Source organism: Pedobacter folensis (genome assembly GCF_056490665.1).
In genome coordinates this window covers 862,287-880,743 of record NZ_JBWJIF010000001.1, presented here as the reverse complement: position 1 = coordinate 880,743, position 18,457 = coordinate 862,287, and the positions used below count along the sequence as shown (strand labels likewise).

Below are 18,457 nucleotides of genomic sequence, written 5' to 3'. Positions count from 1 at the left end.
TGCGTTAATAAGGAAAAATCGAGCTACATTTGAATACTTTAATTAATCGATATAAGACACTCATAATCAAGCACAAAATATGCCGTATAAAGAAAGAGACATTAATAAAATGTATTATACCATGGGCGAAGTGACTGAAATGTTTAATGTTAACGCCTCACAGATCCGTTTTTACGAGAAAGAATTCGACATCCTGCAGCCCAAGAAAAATAAAAAAGGCAACCGTCTTTTCACACCGGAAGACATCGAAAACTTAAAGATTATCTTCAACCTTGTTGATGAAAAAGGATTTACCTTAAAAGGTGCCAAAGACTATTTAAAGAATAATAAAACAGGTGTAAGAGAGAATCAGAAGATTATAGATTCGTTAGAAAAACTGAAAGGTTTTTTGGTAAATCTGGCAGAAGAACTGTAAGCATTTTATTTCCTTACTCCTATCGCTTTTACAGCATTACTAGTATGTAATTAAAAAAGTACATTTTTTGTAGGTTTTTAATTATTTATTTTATATTAGTATCACCAAAACAACAATCACCCTATTTTTTATTAACTGGTTAACTCCCTGCTTATGAAAATATGGTATGCATTGTTGCTTGTCTTTTTCCCCTATTCTTTACTTGCCCAAAATACACAAGAGGCAGATATCCGCGATATTTTAGAGAGTGTAGCCGAAAACCTCCCCGATGATTACGATATGACCGAGCTGGTTGATGTATTGGAGAAATATCGTAAACACCCAATTAATCTGAATCGCACTTCGGTTGAAGAATTAAAGACTCTGGTTTTCCTGTCTCCCTTACAGATAAGTAATTTCTTTTTACACATAAAGGAAAATGGTCAGCTAGCGGATGTGCTGGAATTACAAAGCATTAAGGGTTTTGATATTAAAACCATCCAAACCCTGCTTCCATTTGTAACCTTAACTAATATCGCTGAATATCAGCAGCTCAGTTTTAAAAACCTTCTACATGATGGTGAAAATGATTTGATGATGCGTTTTGCGCAAACTTTACAAAAGCAAAGGGGATATACAGATTTACCCGGAAACCGGTATCTAGGTTCGCCAGAAAAATTTCAGATGCGTTACCGATATCAATATAGTTCAATTCTATCAGCAGCCATAACTTTAGATAAAGATGCCGGCGAAAAATTTATCGGTAAACCTTTCGATTTTTATTCGGGCAATATCGCATTATTCAAATTGGGTAAGTTAAAAAAGTTGGTAATTGGCGATTATACACTGCAGTTTGGCCAGGGCTTAACATTATGGTCTGGTTTTTCTTTTGGCAAAGGTCCCGATGTAACCAGCGTAGCTAAAAAAGACTTAGGTTTAAGGCCTTATAATTCGACTAACGAATATTCTTTTTTTAGAGGAAGCGCTGCAACCATTAACCTGTTTAAAAATATAGATATCACTCCTTTTGTTTCGTTCCGTAATCTTGATGCCAGCCAAAAGTTAGATTCAGAAGGAAATTTAGTCCAGGCCACGATTAATCAAACCGGATTGCATAGAACCCCTACTGAGATTAAGAATAAAGGGGTTTTAGCACAGCGCATTTTTGGCACTACCATTCAATATACCAAAAATGAATTTGCCCTTGGTGCAATTGCTTATCATACTAATTATAAAACTCGCTTTATTACGCAAGCTGCAGCCTACGATCAATATAGTTTCACCGGAACAGCACTAACCAATCTCGGCTTATTTTACAATTATACCTATAAAAATATGTACCTCTATGGCGAGGCCGCTAAAGGTTTAGGTGGTGGCTTGGCCTATATTAATGGCGTACTGATGAGTTTGTCGCCAACAGTTTCTGCAGCTTTGACCTATCGCGATTATGCCAAAGATTATCACAGTTTTTTTAATCAGGCTGTATCCGAAGCGAGTGAAGCAGTCAATGAAAAAGGATTGTATGCTAGTTTAAATGTTAACCCAAATAAACATTGGGCTTTTTCTTTCTATGGCGATTATTTTAGGTTTCCCTGGTTAAAATACCGTATTGATGAACCTTCAAAAGGTTATGAGGTGTTGGGGCAGGCCGTTTATACCCCAGGTAAAACCTTTAAAGTTTTAGTTCGATTTAAAACAGAACGTAAACAACAAAACACCGATTTGGATGTACCGGTAAACTTTTTAGACCATGTAAAAAGAGAGGGTTACCGGGCAGAGGCAAGCTGGCAAATGAATAAGAATTGGCGCTTTCAAAACCGGTTAGAGATTTCTCAATATAAAAAAGGTAGTGCAAGCCGTGAATTTGGTTATCTCATTTATCAGGATGTAGATTATTCGCCAATGTTCGCTAAGTTAACTGGGAATGTAAGATTTGCCTATTTCAATACACCAAGTTATAACAGTAGGATTTACGCCTATGAAGATGATGTTTTGTACAGTTTTGCCTTTGGAATGTATAGTGGAACAGGTTTTAGGACTTATTTTAACCTGAAATATAATATAGTTAAAAAACTTAATGTTTGGATTCGGTATGGTTTGTTTGTTTACAAGAACGTAGAAACGGTAGGGACTTACCTGGACGAAATTGATGGCAATAAAAAATCGGAAGTTAAAATTCAGGTACGTTATCAATTTTAAACCATGTTTAAGACCGAATATGTTTTTGTCAGGATCCTGTTTCCTTTTCTCTTCGGTATCTGTGTTTTTTATTTCTTTCCTGCATTAGCATATATCCAATGGTTAACTTTAACTCTAATCGTTATTTTACTGAGCATTTTATTTCTAAACATCACTTATGAAAGATTCAATATATATCGTTACAAAGGCACTATTGGTATTTTAATTTATATACTTTTTTTCAGTTTTGGTGGTTTGCTTTGCCTGCTCAATAACGAAAGTTTAAACCAAAATTACTTTGCAAAAACAGGGTGCAATTATTTAAAGGTCTGGGTAAATAATGAACCTCAGCACAGCAGTGGCATTTTGCGTTTTAAAGCAAAGATAATATCCGGATATCGGAAAGGTAAGCAAATCAGATTAACGGGGCAGCTGCTTCTTGCTGTAAAATTAGATAGTTTAAAACCCATCAAGCTCAAGTATGGTGATGAAATGATGATCTCGGTTAAACATACCGAAGTGGAGCCTCCATACAATCCCGCAGAATTTGATTTTAAAGCCTGGCTGGGCACTCAGAATATTTATCATCAGGCATTTATTGATCAGGATCATATCGTTAGCAACAAAAATAATCTGGGTAATCCCATTATAAAGATGGCTTTAGAGCTAAGAGAAAAGCAAGTAGCAAAATACCGAAACCTGATTAAAAATGATGAAGCGTTTGCTGTGGCCTCCACCCTTATTTTAGGTTACCGCGCTGATTTAAATAAAGAAACTCTATCGGCGTATTCCAAAACCGGAACTATTCATGCCTTATCGGTATCAGGCGCACATGTAGCCATTATTTATGTTGTTTTAGATTTTTTGTTCTTCTTTTTGAACAGGAACCGGACATTAAGGATTGTAAAACTTCTGCTAATCTGCACATTGATTTGGGGATATGCTTTGTTAACCGGATTATCTCCTTCTGTTGTTCGCTCGGCCATAATGATCAGTATTTTAATAACGGCTAAAGTTTTATCAAAGACCACGAATAGTTATAATGTTTTGGCCTTTTCAGCATTTTGCCAACTCGTTTACAACCCATTTTTAATTTGGGATGTGGGGTTTCAACTTTCCTATCTGGCCGTATTTGGATTAATTTATCTTCAGCCCAAAATTTACAACCTGCTTTATACTGAACAGGTTTGGTTAGATAAGTTATGGGCTTTCACAGCCATGTCTCTAGCAGCGCAAGTGGTCACCTTCCCATTGAGTATTTATTATTTTCATCAATTCCCGATTTACTTTCTTTTTGCGAACCTTTTAATCACTATCCCATTGGTACTCATGATGTATTTAGGGATTTTGGTGTTAATCCCATCATTCGGGTTTCTGGCACCAGTTTTCGAATGGATAATAAATTTTACAAATGCTGTACTAAAATGGATTGCGGGTTTGCCATATGCCAGCTTTTCGTCAATATGGATTAATCTACCTGAATTGGTGTTATTGAGCTTGTCGCTCGGGTGGTTTATTTATGCATTGGCAAAATTTAACAAACGACTGTTGTTCTCTTCTTTATTTCTATTTGTTTGCTACCAACTTTTAGTGATGTACGATGATCTAAGCGTCTTACAACAAAAAAAAATCATTTTCTTTTCCCTGAGAAAAAGCTATGCAGCTGCTTTTATCAATGGAAAGGAAGCTGTTCTGGTTTCAGATTTAAATCGTGAAGATAAAAACTATACATTTTCTGTTGAGCCGGCATTATCGCAATTACAGGTAAGTAAAATATGCTTTATAGATTTGAAGAAGGATACCCTTTTGGGGCAGTTCGCATTAAAAAATAATCAAATTGCCTTTTTTGATTATAAAATACTTTTGATTAATGAACGTCTGGATTATAAAAGAATAACTGGAAACGCTACTTTTTCAAGTATCTGGTTTAGTGGGAATACTAAATTTAATTTAGCCAAAATGGACATTGCTATAAAGTATAAAACGGCACTCATTGATGCCTCTAACAAAGATTATAAAATTCAGATGCTTAAGAAGCAGATGGAGAATAATGATATCGATGTACATATTTTAAAGAAAAATAAAGCATATTTGGTGCAACTAACCCAATAACATGGAAAATCTGGTTTTATATCAGGTTGCTGAAAGAATAGCAACAATAACTATCAATAGGCCCGAAAAAAAAAATGCGTTAAACCCTCAACTTATCGCTGAATTAACTGCTGCATTCATTAAAGCATCAGAAGATGACCTCGTAAAAGTGGTCGTATTGAATGCAAATGGTGACGCTTTTAGTGCTGGTGCCGATTTAGCATATCTGCAGCAGTTGCAATACAATACATTTGAAGAAAATGTGGCTGATTCTAATCATTTAAAAAAACTCTTTACAACCATTTATTATTTGCCAAAAGTGGTTATTGCTCAGGTAGAAGGTCATGCCATTGCCGGTGGCTGTGGTTTGGCAACCATATGTGATATTGTTTTTGCTACACCTGAAAGTAATTTTGGTTATACGGAAGTAAAAATTGGTTTTGTTCCTGCTATTGTTTCTTGTTTTTTAAAGGAAAAGGTGAGCGAATCGATCGCCAAGGAAATTTTACTGACTGGAAAAATATTTTCTGCTGAGGAAGCATTGAAATATAATTTGATAAATTTTGTAACAAATTCATCCGATATTCATCAAATAGTAAGAGAATTTGCATTAAGTTTGTGTAGCGGGAGCTCTGGTAATTCGTTAATGATCACTAAACAACTAATTACGCAAACAACCAATCCCCTATTGGAAAAATGCCTGGAAACTGCGGTACAGATCAATGCCCGTGTAAGGGAAAGTGAAGATTTTAAAAAAGGAATCTCTTCATTTTTAAACAAAGAAAAAATTAATTGGTAAATAACTAAAACTGAAATAAAAACATGTTCAAATCAATCAAAACCGGTGTTGTAGCTTTAATCTTGGTAAGTACTGCTATAATTGCCCATGCACAAAAGAAAATTGCTGAAGGTACTTTGGTATTTGCAGTAACTGCTAATGGTACAACAACCGATGTTAAAACTAAATTTAATGGTAACTTAACCAAAATAGAAATTGAAAATGGTCCTGCCATGATCAACATTATTTCAAACACGGCAGATAAAACCGGATTATTATTAATTGATGTTCCTGTTGCCCAAAAACAATTTGCGGTAAAGGTGAGCAAAGCAGAAACAGAAGCACAAGAAGCTTTATTGCCAAAATACTCTGATTATAAAGCAACTGGTGAAAAACAGACCATCGCTGGATTTAATGCTGAAAAATATACCTACAAAGACGACAAAGGTGGAGCGCATGAATTATGGGCAACAAAAGATCTTGATATTGCTGCAATTACCAATGGCGGTTTCTTTAAAGGCCTGGGGGCATTTCCTGTAAAATATTCGGCAGTAATTAATGGCGTAAATTCAGATCTGCTTCTAAAATCTCTTTCTGAAGCTAAAGTAGGTGCCATTAGCCTTGAAATTCCTACTGGTTACGACATAGTAACGATGGAAGAATTGAAAGCCATGCAAGGTGGTGGTGAATAATTAACCAATTCCAGATAATTTACAGCTTTTTAACTGCAGGCTTTTTATTTAAATTAGCCCGAAAGTTGAAAAGCTTTTTTTATGTCCAAAAACTATATATGATTAAAAGATTATTATTAAGATTATCAATGGCTTGCATAACATTATGCTCGCTGATTGATGCAAAAGCCCAAAGTATCAACTGGGCAAAAGACGGTAACTCCTATTATCAGATTGTTGGTGGAGAAATCGTTTCAATTACATTGCCTAAAAACGATCGTAAAACCGTTATATCGAGTGGATTATTAACACCTGCAGGTAAAAACAATGCAATTGCAGTTAAAAGTTTTCAGTTATCTGATGACGGCACTAAAGCATTGATTTATACAAACAGTAAAAAAGTTTGGCGTTACGAAACGCGTGGAGATTATTGGTTAGCAGATTTAACTTCCAATAAGATCACTCAAATAGGAAAAGACAGACCGGCTTCATCTTTAATGTTTGCTAAATTATCGCCCGATGGCAGCAAGGTTGCTTATGTAAGCCAGCACAATTTATATGTAGAAAATATTGATGGAACCGGGGCTAAGGCTTTAACCACTGATGGTACAGACCGAATGATTAACGGTACTTTCGATTGGGTTTATGAGGAAGAATTCGATTGCCGTGATGGTTTTAGATGGAGTCCGGATGGCAAATCTATTGCTTACTGGCAGCTGGATGCAACGAAGATCAAAAATTTCTTGATGATCAATAATACAGATTCTATTTATCCGTATACCATTCCTGTAGAATATCCAAAGGTAGGTGAAAATCCATCGGCATGTAAAGTTGGTGTGGTTGATATTGCAACAGCCAAAACAAACTGGCTAGATGTTCCAGGAGATAATATTCAGCACTATATTCCACGCATGCAGTGGGTACCTAACAGTAATGACATTATTTTACAGCAGCTTAACCGCGAGCAAAACGAAAGTAAAGTATTTATCTGTAATGCAGGAACAGGATCAGCAAAAGCTATTTATACTGAAAAAGCTAAGGCCTGGATTGATGCACAGGATGAGTGGAAATGGTTAAATGATAATAAAGAGTTTACCATTGTATCTGATAAGGATGGCTGGAATCACCTGTATCGAATCAGTTTGGATGGAAAAAAAGAAACATTGGTTACCAAAGGCAGCTATGATGTGATTGATGTAAAATTGATTGATGTAAAAAATAATATGGTTTATTTTCTGGCATCACCAAGCAATGCTACTCAGAAATATCTTTTTAAAACCAAGTTAGATGGAAAGGGGAAATTAGAACAGGTTACACCTTCTGTTTTACCAGGAACACATAATTACGATATTTCTCCAAATGCTGCTTTTGCACGCCATTCGTATAATAGTTCGCTTGTTAAGCCGATTACAGAGTGGATGAACTTTACTACAGGAAATCCATTTACAATGGATGGAAGTATTACAACGCAATTGGCTAAGCAAACCATAACTAAAAATAAAGTAGAGTTTTTTAAAGTAACTACTGAAGACGGAATTGAAATGGATGGCTGGATGAAAAAGCCTGATAACTTTAATCCAAACAAAAAATATCCTGTTGTATTTTATGTTTATGGCGAGCCTGCAGGTGCAACGGCTACAGATGTTGCCGGTGCGGGTGTAAATCATTTATATGATGGCGATATGGCTAAAGATGGCTATATCTATGTTTCTATGGATAACAGAGGCGCGCCCGTTCCAAAAGGTAGTGCATGGCGTAAAAGCATTTATAAGAATATTGGGGTGATCAATATCCGCGATCAGGCTATGGCTGCCAAAAAACTATTGGCTACCAATGCCTTTATGGATAAAGACCGCGTTGCCGTTTGGGGCTGGAGCGGTGGTGGCTCATCTACGTTAAACCTCATGTTCCAATATCCTGAAATTTATAAAACGGGTATTGCAATTGCCGCGGTTGGCAACCAGCTAACTTACGATAATGTTTACCAGGAACGCTACATGGGTACCCCTTTCCCAAGTAAAGAGGCTTATGTTAAAGGCTCTCCTATTACTTATGCTAAAAATTTAAAAGGTAATTTATTGTATATCCATGGCACTGGCGACGATAACGTGCATTACCAAAATGCCGAAATGCTGATCAATGAGTTGATTAAAAATGGAAAGGTTTTTCAATTGATGAGTTATCCAAACCGCACCCATAGTATTTCTGAGGGCGAAGGAACCGGCAAACATTTATCATTAACTTATACTAAGTTTTTAAAAGAAAACTGCCCTCCAGGCGCAAGATAGAAAAATTTAAAAGCAGCTTTCGGGCTGCTTTTTTTATGCCATAAACATTTGAATCAGCATGGCTGTTACAATGGCTATTCCGAAGCTTAACAAAGTTCCGATCAGTACATATTCAGTTAATTTAAGATCGTGTGCTTCCTTTAAATCACCGAACCGAAATATAGATTTGGCTGCGAGTAAAAAGCCAACAGCTTCGAAATGATTGGTTAAGATAAACAAGAAAATCAGTACCCTTTCCAGTATCCCGATATACTTACCTGCATTTTGTAGCGACTGCGGACTGTCTGGCTGGTTATCAGGAAGCCATTTGGCAATAATCACCCGCATCACAATCGATGTAGGCATTGTTAAAAATAAAGCCCCAGCTATTAAAATCCAGGTTTTGGTTTCATTAAAAAAACTGATATTTAAACTTCCTTTGTAAAAAAAGTGCCATACCACTACTATCGAAATGAAATGTAAAATCTGATCAACAAAAAACAGTATCCGTGCATTTTTTTTGGTCTGAAGAACCAATTTTAAGGCGTCAATCACAAAATGAAGCACTCCGATTGAGAGCGCTACCTTCCAAACGCCAAAGTTCAGGAAAATAAGAAATATCAAAGCTACATGGATAAGCACGTGCAGATAGAGCTTTATTGATCTTAATTTTTTGCTTTCTTTATCTTTTACCCAGGCATTGGGTTGTAAAAAGAAATCTCCAATTAAATGGACAAGAATAAGTTTGATTAAATAGATATCCATTATTTTAAAATCATTTGGTTCAATTTTTTACGGTAAAGCCTGTCCATTTCCATAATTTCGGTATAATGTGCACGTTTCAATGCTTCGCTTACAGAGGATTGCGTTCGGCCAGAAATGGCTGCCAGCTCACTTTGTAATAGGTTATTGTTCTCTAAGGCCAGTTTTACCATTTCGGCGGCTACAACTCCCCAGCTATCCATTGATATTAGCGAAAGCTTTATTAAAACATTAATTTCCTCATCAAAATCAGCAGAATCAGTTTTAATGGCTAAATTAACCTTGGCCTGTTTTAAGCTGTCAAAAGCCGCTCCTGAGTTTACAAAAGCATCACCACTGGATTCTGAAAGTTTTTTCCGTTTGTTTTTGATATCTCCAATCCCAATGCCCATCCTTACATCTGCAGGTTTATTTACCCTGATGCAGGCTTTTAAATAAGCAGCAGTCCTGATGGCGTTTTCTGGCTCAACTTCTACCTGGAAACTATCCCCCCGGTAAATCTCCCATTTACTATTCTGATCGGAAACGATTTTTAAAGCGCTTTTTAAGCTTAATAACCAGCTATCTTTAATCTTTCTTGAGCCTACAATATCACCTGTTATAATGCAAATCATACTACAATATCGAACTAATTATTCATATTTCAAAACTAATATCGGGTAATTAGCCGATATTAGTATTTATCGGGTAATTAGCCGATATTTTAAATTATCGGGTATTTACCCGATATTAATCTAAAACTAATCGATAAATTTATTGTTTAGTAGCTATGGCATTAATCGAATTTACCAAAAGAGGCATTTACTGTAAGCAGGGCGATTTTTATATAGACCCCTGGTGGCCTGTAGATTATGCCGTTACAACGCATGGACATAGCGATCATGTGCGTTTTGGAAATAAATATTATCTCTGCCATACCCTAACCAAACCCATTATAAAACGCAGGATCAGCGAAGATTTGAACGTAGAAACATTGGAATATGGAGAAAGCATCGTCCGTAATGGCGTAAATATTTCATTTTTTCCTGCCGGACATATTATCGGGTCTGCCCAGGTACGTTTAGCTTATAAAGGTGAAATTTGTGTCATCTCTGGTGATTATAAAATTGAAGACGATGGCATTACCACGCCATTTGAACCTGTAAAATGCCATTCTTTTGTTTCGGAAAGTACTTTTGGCCTGCCCGTTTACAAATGGCAAAAGCAGGAAGTTGTTTTTAATGGGATCAAAAGTTGGGTAAGCGATAATATTACGCAGCAAAAAACAAGTGTATTAATTGCCTATAGTTTAGGCAAAGCACAACGTTTAATTAAAAACTTGGCTGGCGATATTCCTATCTACGTACATAACAGTATTGCTAACCTGAATGAAGTAATTATTGATGCGGGTGTAAAGCTTCCTAAAACCATCAGAATTACCCCTGAAACCACTAAAGATGAATTGCAGAAAGGTATTGTAATTGTGCCACCAGCCATGAGGGATAGCCGCTGGATCAAAAATTTGGCCCACCCCGTAACAGGTATTTGCTCTGGCTGGATGCAGGTGCGGGCGCATCGCCGCTGGCAAAGTGCCGATGCTGGTTTTGCATTAAGTGACCATGCCGATTGGCCCGGTTTAATGGAGGCCATTACTGCAACAGGTGCAGAAAAAGTGTATGTTACCCATGGTTTTACGGCAGCTTTTAGCCGGTTTTTAAATGATGAAGGAATAGAAGCATCTGAAGTTTTGACTAAGTTCGGGCAAGAAGATGATGAAGAAAACAAAGTGGACCTGGCTAATCAAAACGAAAATAAATAAGGATGAAACGTTTTGCCCAATTGATCCAGCAGCTCGAACTGAGTAATAAAACCAACGATAAAATTGCGGCATTGGTTAGTTATTTTAACTATGCCGATGACAAAGATAAGGTATGGGTGATTGCGTTATTTACAGGTAAAAAGCCTAAAAGACCGATTAAATCAGCCTTACTTAAATACTGGGCGATAGACATTACCGAAACCCCAGAATGGTTATTTGCCGAGAGTTATGCCAACGTTGGCGATTTAAGTGAAACCATCGCATTGTTATTGCCCCCGGCAGAAAATACTTCTGATTTTCAATTACATAAATGGGTTGAAGATTTGCATGATCTGGAGGGTAAAGATGACGATACCAAAAAAGAATTTATTCTGAACGCATGGAACAAACTCGAAACACAGGAACGTTTTATTTTTAACAAACTGATTTCTGGAAATTTCAGGATTGGTGTTTCCAATAAAATGCTGGTGAATGCACTGGCGAAACAGAGCAGTTTAGATAGTGCCCAGATTATGCATAGCATTATGGGTAAATGGAATCCTTATGAAATTACCTTCCACGAACTGATAAACGGTATTCATGTAAATACCGATAACTCCTGGCCTTACCCCTTTTGCCTGGCCTATGCTTTAGAGCAGGAACCAGAAAAGCTGGGAGAGATATCAGATTGGCAAGCCGAATGGAAATGGGATGGTATCCGCGGGCAGATTGTAAAGCGAAACGGAGAGTTATTTATCTGGAGTCGCGGCGAAGAACTGGTTACAGAACAATTTCCCGAGCTGCATTTTATGCTCGATGTTTTACCTGATGGTGTGGTTTTAGACGGAGAAATATTGGCTGTACAAGATAAACAGGTGTTATCGTTTAGTACCCTGCAACAACGCTTAAACCGTAAAACCATTAATAAAAAACAACTGGAAGAAGCACCCATAGGTTTTTTTGTTTATGATATTTTAGAATACGAAGCCAAAGATTTCAGGGAAGAACCTTTAAGTGTAAGACGGAAGATACTGGAGGGCTTGCTTGGCGGTTTAGCTGAAAGTGCGGTGGTGATATCTCCTGTGATCAATTGCAGCTCCTGGGAAGAACTGGCGGCTTTAAGACAAACTTCGCGCTCGATTAACAGCGAAGGAATTATGCTTAAAAAGTTGACTTCTCATTACCACAGCGGCAGAAAACGGGGTGACTGGTGGAAGTGGAAAATCAATCCATATACGGTTGATGCGGTAATGATTTATGCACAAAAAGGAAGCGGTAGAAGGGCTAATTTCTTTACCGATTATACTTTTGCCGTTCGTGATGGTGAAAATTTAGTCACGATTGCAAAAGCTTATTCGGGTTTAACAGATAAAGAAATTAAAGAGGTAAACTCTTTTGTAACCCGAAATGCGATTGAGAAATTTGGCCCGGTGCGTACCGTAAAACCCGAATTGGTTTTCGAAATTGCATTTGAGGGAATTGCCGAAAGCAAACGGCATAAAGCAGGTTTAGCTTTGCGTTTTCCACGTATATTGCGCTGGCGAAAAGACAAAAAAGCTGATGAAATTAATACGCTGGAAGATTTGAGGCAGTTACTGCAATCTACGTTGTAATGAGATTCCATGGTCTGTGTCCTCACAGACCATCCAGATTAAAATTTAAAAATTTCGGTCTGTGGCACACAGGTCGAGGAAATTAGTTTAGCTTAATAGGTTTGCCTATCGATTTTAAACCCGACAGCAGCGATACCTTTTTTGTTAGGCGAAATTATAATTTGACCATGACTACAAAAAAGGTAAAGCGTATGGCGGGACTGCTTTAGCCGAAGGATTAAGTTATTGATTTTCAAAAAAATAATAAAGGAATTAAACCACCAAAACCAATATAGAACAATATTTAGGGATGGACCAAACCAAAACCAAGGGTTATAAAAAGATCAAAGCCTGGCTAAAGGCCAATAAACGCAAGCCTTTTCAGTTTCAGGAAGATGCCTGGCAGTATTATTTGGATGGTTACAGTGGTTTGGTAAACGCACCCACAGGTTTCGGAAAGACCTTTTCTTTATTTTTAGCGGTGGTTATTGAGGCTTTAAATGCGTCGGCAGCCAACAACAAAAAAGCGAAAGACCGTTTACAGTTAATCTGGATTACCCCGCTCCGTTCTTTAGCCAAGGATATTGCAAGGGCTATGCGCGAAACCTTACTGGAATTGGAACTGGATTGGCATGTTGGTGTGCGTAATGGCGATACTTCTCAGGCGGAGAAATTGCAGCAGAAAAAATCGATGCCCGAAATTTTGTTGATTACCCCGGAAAGCCTGCACTTGTTACTGGCACAAAAAGGATCGTCAACTTTATTCAGAAATTTGAAGTGTATTGTTGCTGATGAATGGCACGAGCTTTTAGGGAGCAAACGTGGCGTATTGGTTGAGCTGGCTGTATCGCGGATTAAAGGCTTGCAAAAACTGGAGAAAAATCAGTTTTTAAGGATTTGGGGCATTTCAGCCACCATAGGGAATATTGAAGAGGCGCTGGATGTGCTCGAACCCAATCTGGAGGCCAAACGGATTATTGTTAAAGCCGATTTAGAAAAGAAAATCCTAATCAAATCAATTTTACCTGATGATATCGAAACATTGCCCTGGGCCGGGCATTTGGGTTTGAAGCTAGCCTATAAACTTTTACCGATTATTGAGAAAAGTAAAACCACTTTAATTTTTATCAATACCCGCGGGCAATCGGAAATGTGGTATCAGCATTTGTTGAATATCGAACCTGAACTGGCCGGGCGGATTGCCATACACCATGGATCGATAGATTTCGAACTCCGTAACTGGATTGAAGATGCTTTGCATACCGGACAGCTTAAAGCAGTTATTGCCACTTCATCGTTAGATTTGGGCGTAGATTTTAAACCTGTTGATACTGTTGTTCAGGTAGGATCGCCAAAGGGCGTAGCCCGGTTTTTACAAAGGGCGGGCCGCTCGGGCCACTCCCCTCATGAAATTTCTAAAATATATTTTCTTCCTACTCATGCCTTAGAACTGGTAGAAGCAGCTGCGATTAAAGAAGCGGCCAAAACAAACAATATAGAAAGCCGTGAGCCTTTTATTATGGTATTTGATACCCTGGTTCAGTATTTGGTTACACTGGCCATAGGCGACGGATTTGATGATAAAATCATTTATGAAGAAATTAAGCATACGCATGCTTTTAAAATGATTCTGCCTGAAGAATGGACCTGGGTCATGCAGTTCATCACCTCCGGAGGTGATAGTTTAAGTGCTTATACCGAATTTAAAAAAGTGGTTAAGGATGAGGACGGACTTTGGAAAGTAAAAAGCCGTCAGCTTGCTATGCGGCACCGTTTACACATCGGTACCATTGTAAGCGATGCCATGCTGAAGGTGAAGTTTATTTCTGGTGGTTATATTGGAATGGTGGAAGAATATTTTGTTACCCGTTTAAAAGCTGGCGATAATTTTCGTTTGGCAGGAAGGGTTTTAGAATTTATCCAGATAAAAGACATGACCGTTGTGGTGAGGGTGAGCAAACAGAAAAATGCAATCTCTCCCAGCTGGAATGGTGGCCGCCTACCCCTGTCGTCTAATTTAGGCTCGGTTTTGCGGAAAAAATACAATGAAGCATTGGATAAAACCCATCAGGATGAAGAATTAGATGCCGTGTATCCTTTGTTTTTACTTCAAGAAAAACGCTCCCATGTACCCAAGAACGACGAATTGCTAATCGAACTCATTAATAATAAAGAAGGTTTTCACCTTTTTGCCTATCCATTTGAAGGGCGATTGGTACATGAGGTTTTGGCCGCGCTGGTCGCCTATCGTTTAAGTAAATTGCTGCCCATCAGTTTTTCCATTGCCATGAACGATTATGGTTTTGAACTTTTGAGTGAAACGGAAATACCTATGGACGAATCGATAGCCTATGAGGTTTTTTCGCCTGTAAATTTAACTGAAGACATTACGCTGAGTATCAATTCAACTGAAATGGCCAGACGGAAATTTAGAGATATTGCCTGTATTTCAGGACTCGTTTTTCAGGGATACCCTGGGAAATATGTTGCCAATAAACATCTCCAGTCATCTGCCGGTTTGTTTTTTAATGTTTTTAGCGATTATGATAAACATAATTTACTTTTGCGACAGGCTTACGATGAGGTTTTTTACCAACAACTGGAAGAACCCAGACTGGCAGCTGCATTGGATCGAATCCAGCATGGAGCGATTATAATTACTAATCCTAAAAGTTTTACACCACTATCCTTCCCAATTAAAGTAGATAGTCTGCGTGAAAATATGAGCTCAGAAGAATTGGAACAACGCATTGCCCGGATGAAGGCCGAATCGGAAAAAATTAAATAAATTACCTGTCACAGGATGACATAGCATAATATAAATGACCATTACCAGCCAAGGCGAAGAACTGATTTTAGACAAAGAGCGGGCTTTATTTTTACCCAAACATCAGCTGTTGGCCATAAGCGATTTACATTTAGGTAAAACAGCACACTTCCGTCAGGCAGGTTTGCAAGTACCAGCTACCCTTGCCCAAACAGATCTTCAACGCTTAAGTTTATTAATTAAACAATACCATCCCAAAACATTGCTCATTAACGGAGATATGTTTCATCATGGTTTAAATACCGATATTGATGAATTTTCGGCCTGGAGAAAACAATATCAGGAGCTTAATTTTCTATTGGTAAAAGGAAATCACGACAGGCTTTCAGCTACCAATTATGCTGCAATGGATATCGAAATACATGAACCGAGTTTTTGTTTAGGACCTTTTTGTTTTATCCACGACGCGCCCAATTGTACGGAAGAAGAGTTATACCCAATTAGTGGCCATGTTCATCCAGGTGTAACCATTGTGGGCAAAGCCAAACAACGATTAAAATTTCCTTGTTTCTATTTCGGTAAAGATTACGCTGTGCTGCCCGCTTTTAGTTTATTTACAGGGCTTTATACCATTTATCCGAAAATGAATGAGCGTATTTTTGCAGTAACACCTAAAAGTGTGGTAGAAGTTTAAGCGTGGGCATCAATTACCTGCTTCAGTTGCGATGCCTGTAAAACACCACTTTGTCTCCAAACCTGTTTTCCATTTTTGAAGAGAATTAAGGTCGGTACACCCTGGATATTAAATGAAGAAGCAGCTTGTTGATTTTTATCAATATCGACTTTGATAATCGAAAGGGAATCTCCTACCTGAGATTTTAATTGTTCTAAAATGGGTTTCATCATTTTACAAGGACCACACCACTCGGCAAAAAAATCAACCAGCACAGGCTTATCGCCATTAATTAATTCTGAAAATTTAGCCATGATATTTGTTTTTATTTAGAAACAACAATAAATTAAATTGGTTTTTAACCAAAGAAGTCAAGTTTTAAAAACTTGACTTCTTAATATATTTCGCCATTGCGATCAGCTATTATTTAAGCACTTATCGGAAGTTCTGTTGCTAAGGCCGCAACCCATCCTTCAAACAAAGCTTTTTCGATTTTGATTACTTCCGCTGCATGATTTTCCCAATCGTCAGAAAAACTGACCAATTGGTTCATCATTTCTTCCAAATGCCCCTCTTCTTCCAAAATAATCGATTTTACGTTTACCTTGCTTTTAGCCTCATCTAAAACGGCTTGATAAATTGGATACAACTCATCCGCACGCACCTCGATGGCGTAAGTCACAAATAAATAAGCCGCGAATTTTAAATCATAACCGGAAAGATTAAATTCAGCTTTTAAATAACGGCAAACCGCGATATCTAAAGCATGTAAATAGTATTTCGTGTGATTTGGAGATAATAGTTCGGCATTTGTATAGGTTTTGCAAAGTGCCTCGTCAATCTTCGAGATCTGCTTTTTCAAATAATAAGCATGACGATGTTCTTCTGCAGCGTGTTTAAGGATAATCAGGTTTACATGTTCTTTATGCTCAGAAGCTGAAATCTTCTTCGCACCTGCATTCTCCATATAAGATAACGTATTCAACCATTTGGCATGCAGTACGTTATCAGAAACTATTGATTTTAAATTTGAAGCTAACATTTTTGATTGTTAAACTGGTAAATTGTTGGTATTAGCCAACTGTAAACTTTTAACTGTAAACTGGTTAAATCTCCCTGTTCAGGTCCCAGCCCTCTAAATAATCTGCAACTCTACGTACAAACATTCCCCCTAAGGAACCATCTACAACCCTGTGGTCGTACGATAAAGATAAAAACATCATGTGTCTGATCGCAATCACATCACCATGTTCGGTTTCCAGTACGGCAGGTTTCTTTTTAATGGCACCAACTGCCAAAATAGCAACCTGCGGCTGGTTAATAATCGGCGTACCCATTACATTGCCGAAACTGCCCACATTGGTTAGCGTAAAAGTTCCGCCTTGTGTTTCGTCAGGCTTTAATTTAGAGTTTCTCGCCCTTGTCGCTAAATCATTAACTGCTTTTGTTAAGCCAACTAAATTTAACTGATCGGCGTTTCTAATTACAGGAACGATGAGGTTTCCACTTGGTAAAGCGGCAGCCATACCAATATTGATATCGCGTTTTTTGATAATCTGCGTACCATTAACTGATACATTGATCATCGGGAAATCTTTTATCGCTTTGGCTACTGCCTCTACAAATATTGGGGTAAACGTTATTTTTTCATTTTCACGTTTCTCGAAACTGTTTTTTACTTTATTGCGCCATAAAACCATGTTGGTTACATCAGCTTCAACAAACGAAGTTACATGCGGTGAAGTGGTTTTACTCATTACCATATGATCGGCAATCAGTTTACGCATTCTGTCCATCTCAATAATTTCGTCGCCGCCACTAACACTGGTTGTTGATGTTTTATTTACAACTGGCGCTGATGATGTCGCTTTATTTTCAGTGATTTGGCTTACTGGCGGAACAGGTGCTGTGATCGTAACGGTTTGAGTTAATATTGATTCTCCACCGTTTTTCTTAGCAATATAATCTAATAAATCATCTTTATTTAAACGTCCATCCGCACCAGAGCCTTTAATTGCATCCAGCTCAGCCAGGGAAATGTTTTCCTGTGCAGCAATACTTTTAACCAAAGGAGAATAAAAGCGTTCAGACGAGCTGAAATCAGTTGCTACGATAGTATTTTCTGATGGTAGTTGTGCAATTCCAGGAATAGTTTCGGTTTTTTCCTCAGTTATTGGTTTTTCTGCAACCGGAGCTTCAGTTGTTGGGCTGTCTCCACCTTCAGTTTCAATAATGGCTATTACATCGCCCACCTGTGCAACTTCATCTGCCGCAAATAACTGTTTTACCAATTTACCGGCCACCGGAGAAGGAACTTCAGAATCTACCTTATCAGTAGCGATTTCCAGAATGGTATCATCTAATTCAATAGAATCGCCTGGTTGTTTTACCCATTTAATCACCGTTGCTTCCGCAACACTTTCACCCATTTTTGGTAACAATAGTTCGTATTGAGCCATATTAAATTACAGTATTTTATATTGGTAACGCCACAAAAATACAGTTTT

At 37.8% G+C, this 18,457-nt stretch carries 15 protein-coding genes; 10 read left to right on the top strand and 5 right to left on the bottom strand.

What is annotated here, in order from left to right:
• The first annotated feature begins 79 nt into the window (after positions 1 to 79).
• From AC04QZ_RS03460 to AC04QZ_RS03435, 6 genes are all read left to right on the top strand, one after another.
• Positions 80 to 415, top strand: a complete 336-nt coding sequence (locus tag AC04QZ_RS03460) for a MerR family transcriptional regulator (protein ID WP_029274329.1) — start codon at positions 80 to 82, stop codon at positions 413 to 415.
• Positions 416 to 568: 153 nt separating this feature from the next.
• Positions 569 to 2,593, top strand: a complete 2,025-nt coding sequence (locus tag AC04QZ_RS03455) for a helix-hairpin-helix domain-containing protein (RefSeq protein WP_478356583.1) — start codon at positions 569 to 571, stop codon at positions 2,591 to 2,593.
• A gap of 3 nt (positions 2,594 to 2,596) precedes the next feature.
• The gene (locus AC04QZ_RS03450) at positions 2,597 to 4,684 is read left to right on the top strand and encodes a ComEC/Rec2 family competence protein (protein WP_478356582.1); all 2,088 of its coding nucleotides are present in this window, start codon (positions 2,597 to 2,599) and stop codon (positions 4,682 to 4,684) included.
• Position 4,685: 1 nt separating this feature from the next.
• On the top strand, positions 4,686 to 5,462 hold the full coding sequence (locus AC04QZ_RS03445; protein WP_478356581.1) for an enoyl-CoA hydratase/isomerase family protein: 777 nt from the start codon (positions 4,686 to 4,688) through the stop codon (positions 5,460 to 5,462).
• Positions 5,463 to 5,485: 23 nt separating this feature from the next.
• Entirely contained in the window at positions 5,486 to 6,133 is a 648-nt protein-coding gene (locus AC04QZ_RS03440; protein WP_086546334.1) for a DUF4412 domain-containing protein, read from the top strand.
• Positions 6,134 to 6,231: 98 nt separating this feature from the next.
• A complete protein-coding gene (locus tag AC04QZ_RS03435; protein ID WP_478356580.1) occupies positions 6,232 to 8,400 on the top strand; it encodes a S9 family peptidase in 2,169 nt (722 codons plus the stop codon).
• A gap of 33 nt (positions 8,401 to 8,433) precedes the next feature.
• Here AC04QZ_RS03435 and AC04QZ_RS03430 read toward each other — a convergent pair whose 3' ends face one another.
• A complete protein-coding gene (locus AC04QZ_RS03430) occupies positions 8,434 to 9,144 on the bottom strand; it encodes a DUF3307 domain-containing protein (protein WP_478356579.1) in 711 nt (236 codons plus the stop codon).
• On the bottom strand, positions 9,144 to 9,755 hold the full coding sequence (locus AC04QZ_RS03425; RefSeq protein WP_478356578.1) for a SatD family protein: 612 nt from the start codon (positions 9,753 to 9,755) through the stop codon (positions 9,144 to 9,146). Before AC04QZ_RS03425 ends, AC04QZ_RS03430 begins: the two co-directional genes overlap by 1 nt.
• Positions 9,756 to 9,910: 155 nt before the next feature.
• Here AC04QZ_RS03425 and AC04QZ_RS03420 point away from each other — a divergent pair, with 155 nt between their 5' ends.
• The 4 genes from AC04QZ_RS03420 to pdeM all read left to right on the top strand — a co-directional run bounded on the left by AC04QZ_RS03420 (position 9,911) and on the right by pdeM (position 15,971).
• Positions 9,911 to 10,939 (top strand): ligase-associated DNA damage response exonuclease, encoded by a 1,029-nt coding sequence (locus AC04QZ_RS03420; RefSeq protein WP_086546326.1) that lies wholly within the window; start codon positions 9,911 to 9,913, stop codon positions 10,937 to 10,939.
• 2 nt (positions 10,940 to 10,941) lie between these two features.
• Complete coding sequence (locus tag AC04QZ_RS03415) at positions 10,942 to 12,531, top strand: ATP-dependent DNA ligase (RefSeq protein ID WP_478356577.1); 1,590 nt, start codon at positions 10,942 to 10,944, stop codon at positions 12,529 to 12,531.
• Positions 12,532 to 12,820: 289 nt separating this feature from the next.
• A complete protein-coding gene (locus tag AC04QZ_RS03410; RefSeq protein ID WP_478356576.1) occupies positions 12,821 to 15,298 on the top strand; it encodes a ligase-associated DNA damage response DEXH box helicase in 2,478 nt (825 codons plus the stop codon).
• A 34-nt stretch (positions 15,299 to 15,332) separates the two neighbouring features.
• On the top strand, positions 15,333 to 15,971 hold the full coding sequence (gene pdeM / locus AC04QZ_RS03405) for a ligase-associated DNA damage response endonuclease PdeM (RefSeq protein WP_086546320.1): 639 nt from the start codon (positions 15,333 to 15,335) through the stop codon (positions 15,969 to 15,971).
• On the opposite strand, the gene trxA is transcribed toward pdeM, so the two are convergent.
• The 3 genes from trxA to AC04QZ_RS03390 all read right to left on the bottom strand — a co-directional run bounded on the left by trxA (position 15,968) and on the right by AC04QZ_RS03390 (position 18,409).
• Positions 15,968 to 16,264 (bottom strand): thioredoxin, encoded by a 297-nt coding sequence (gene trxA / locus AC04QZ_RS03400; protein WP_086546318.1) that lies wholly within the window; start codon positions 16,262 to 16,264, stop codon positions 15,968 to 15,970. The genes pdeM and trxA overlap by 4 nt on opposite strands.
• A 113-nt stretch (positions 16,265 to 16,377) precedes the next feature.
• Positions 16,378 to 16,992 carry a hypothetical protein gene (locus tag AC04QZ_RS03395; RefSeq protein WP_478356575.1) on the bottom strand — a complete coding sequence of 205 codons (615 nt, stop codon included), beginning with the start codon at positions 16,990 to 16,992 and terminating at the stop codon, positions 16,378 to 16,380.
• A 64-nt stretch (positions 16,993 to 17,056) separates the two neighbouring features.
• Complete coding sequence (locus AC04QZ_RS03390; protein ID WP_478356574.1) at positions 17,057 to 18,409, bottom strand: dihydrolipoamide acetyltransferase family protein; 1,353 nt, start codon at positions 18,407 to 18,409, stop codon at positions 17,057 to 17,059.
• Between the last annotated feature and the right edge of the window lie 48 nt (positions 18,410 to 18,457).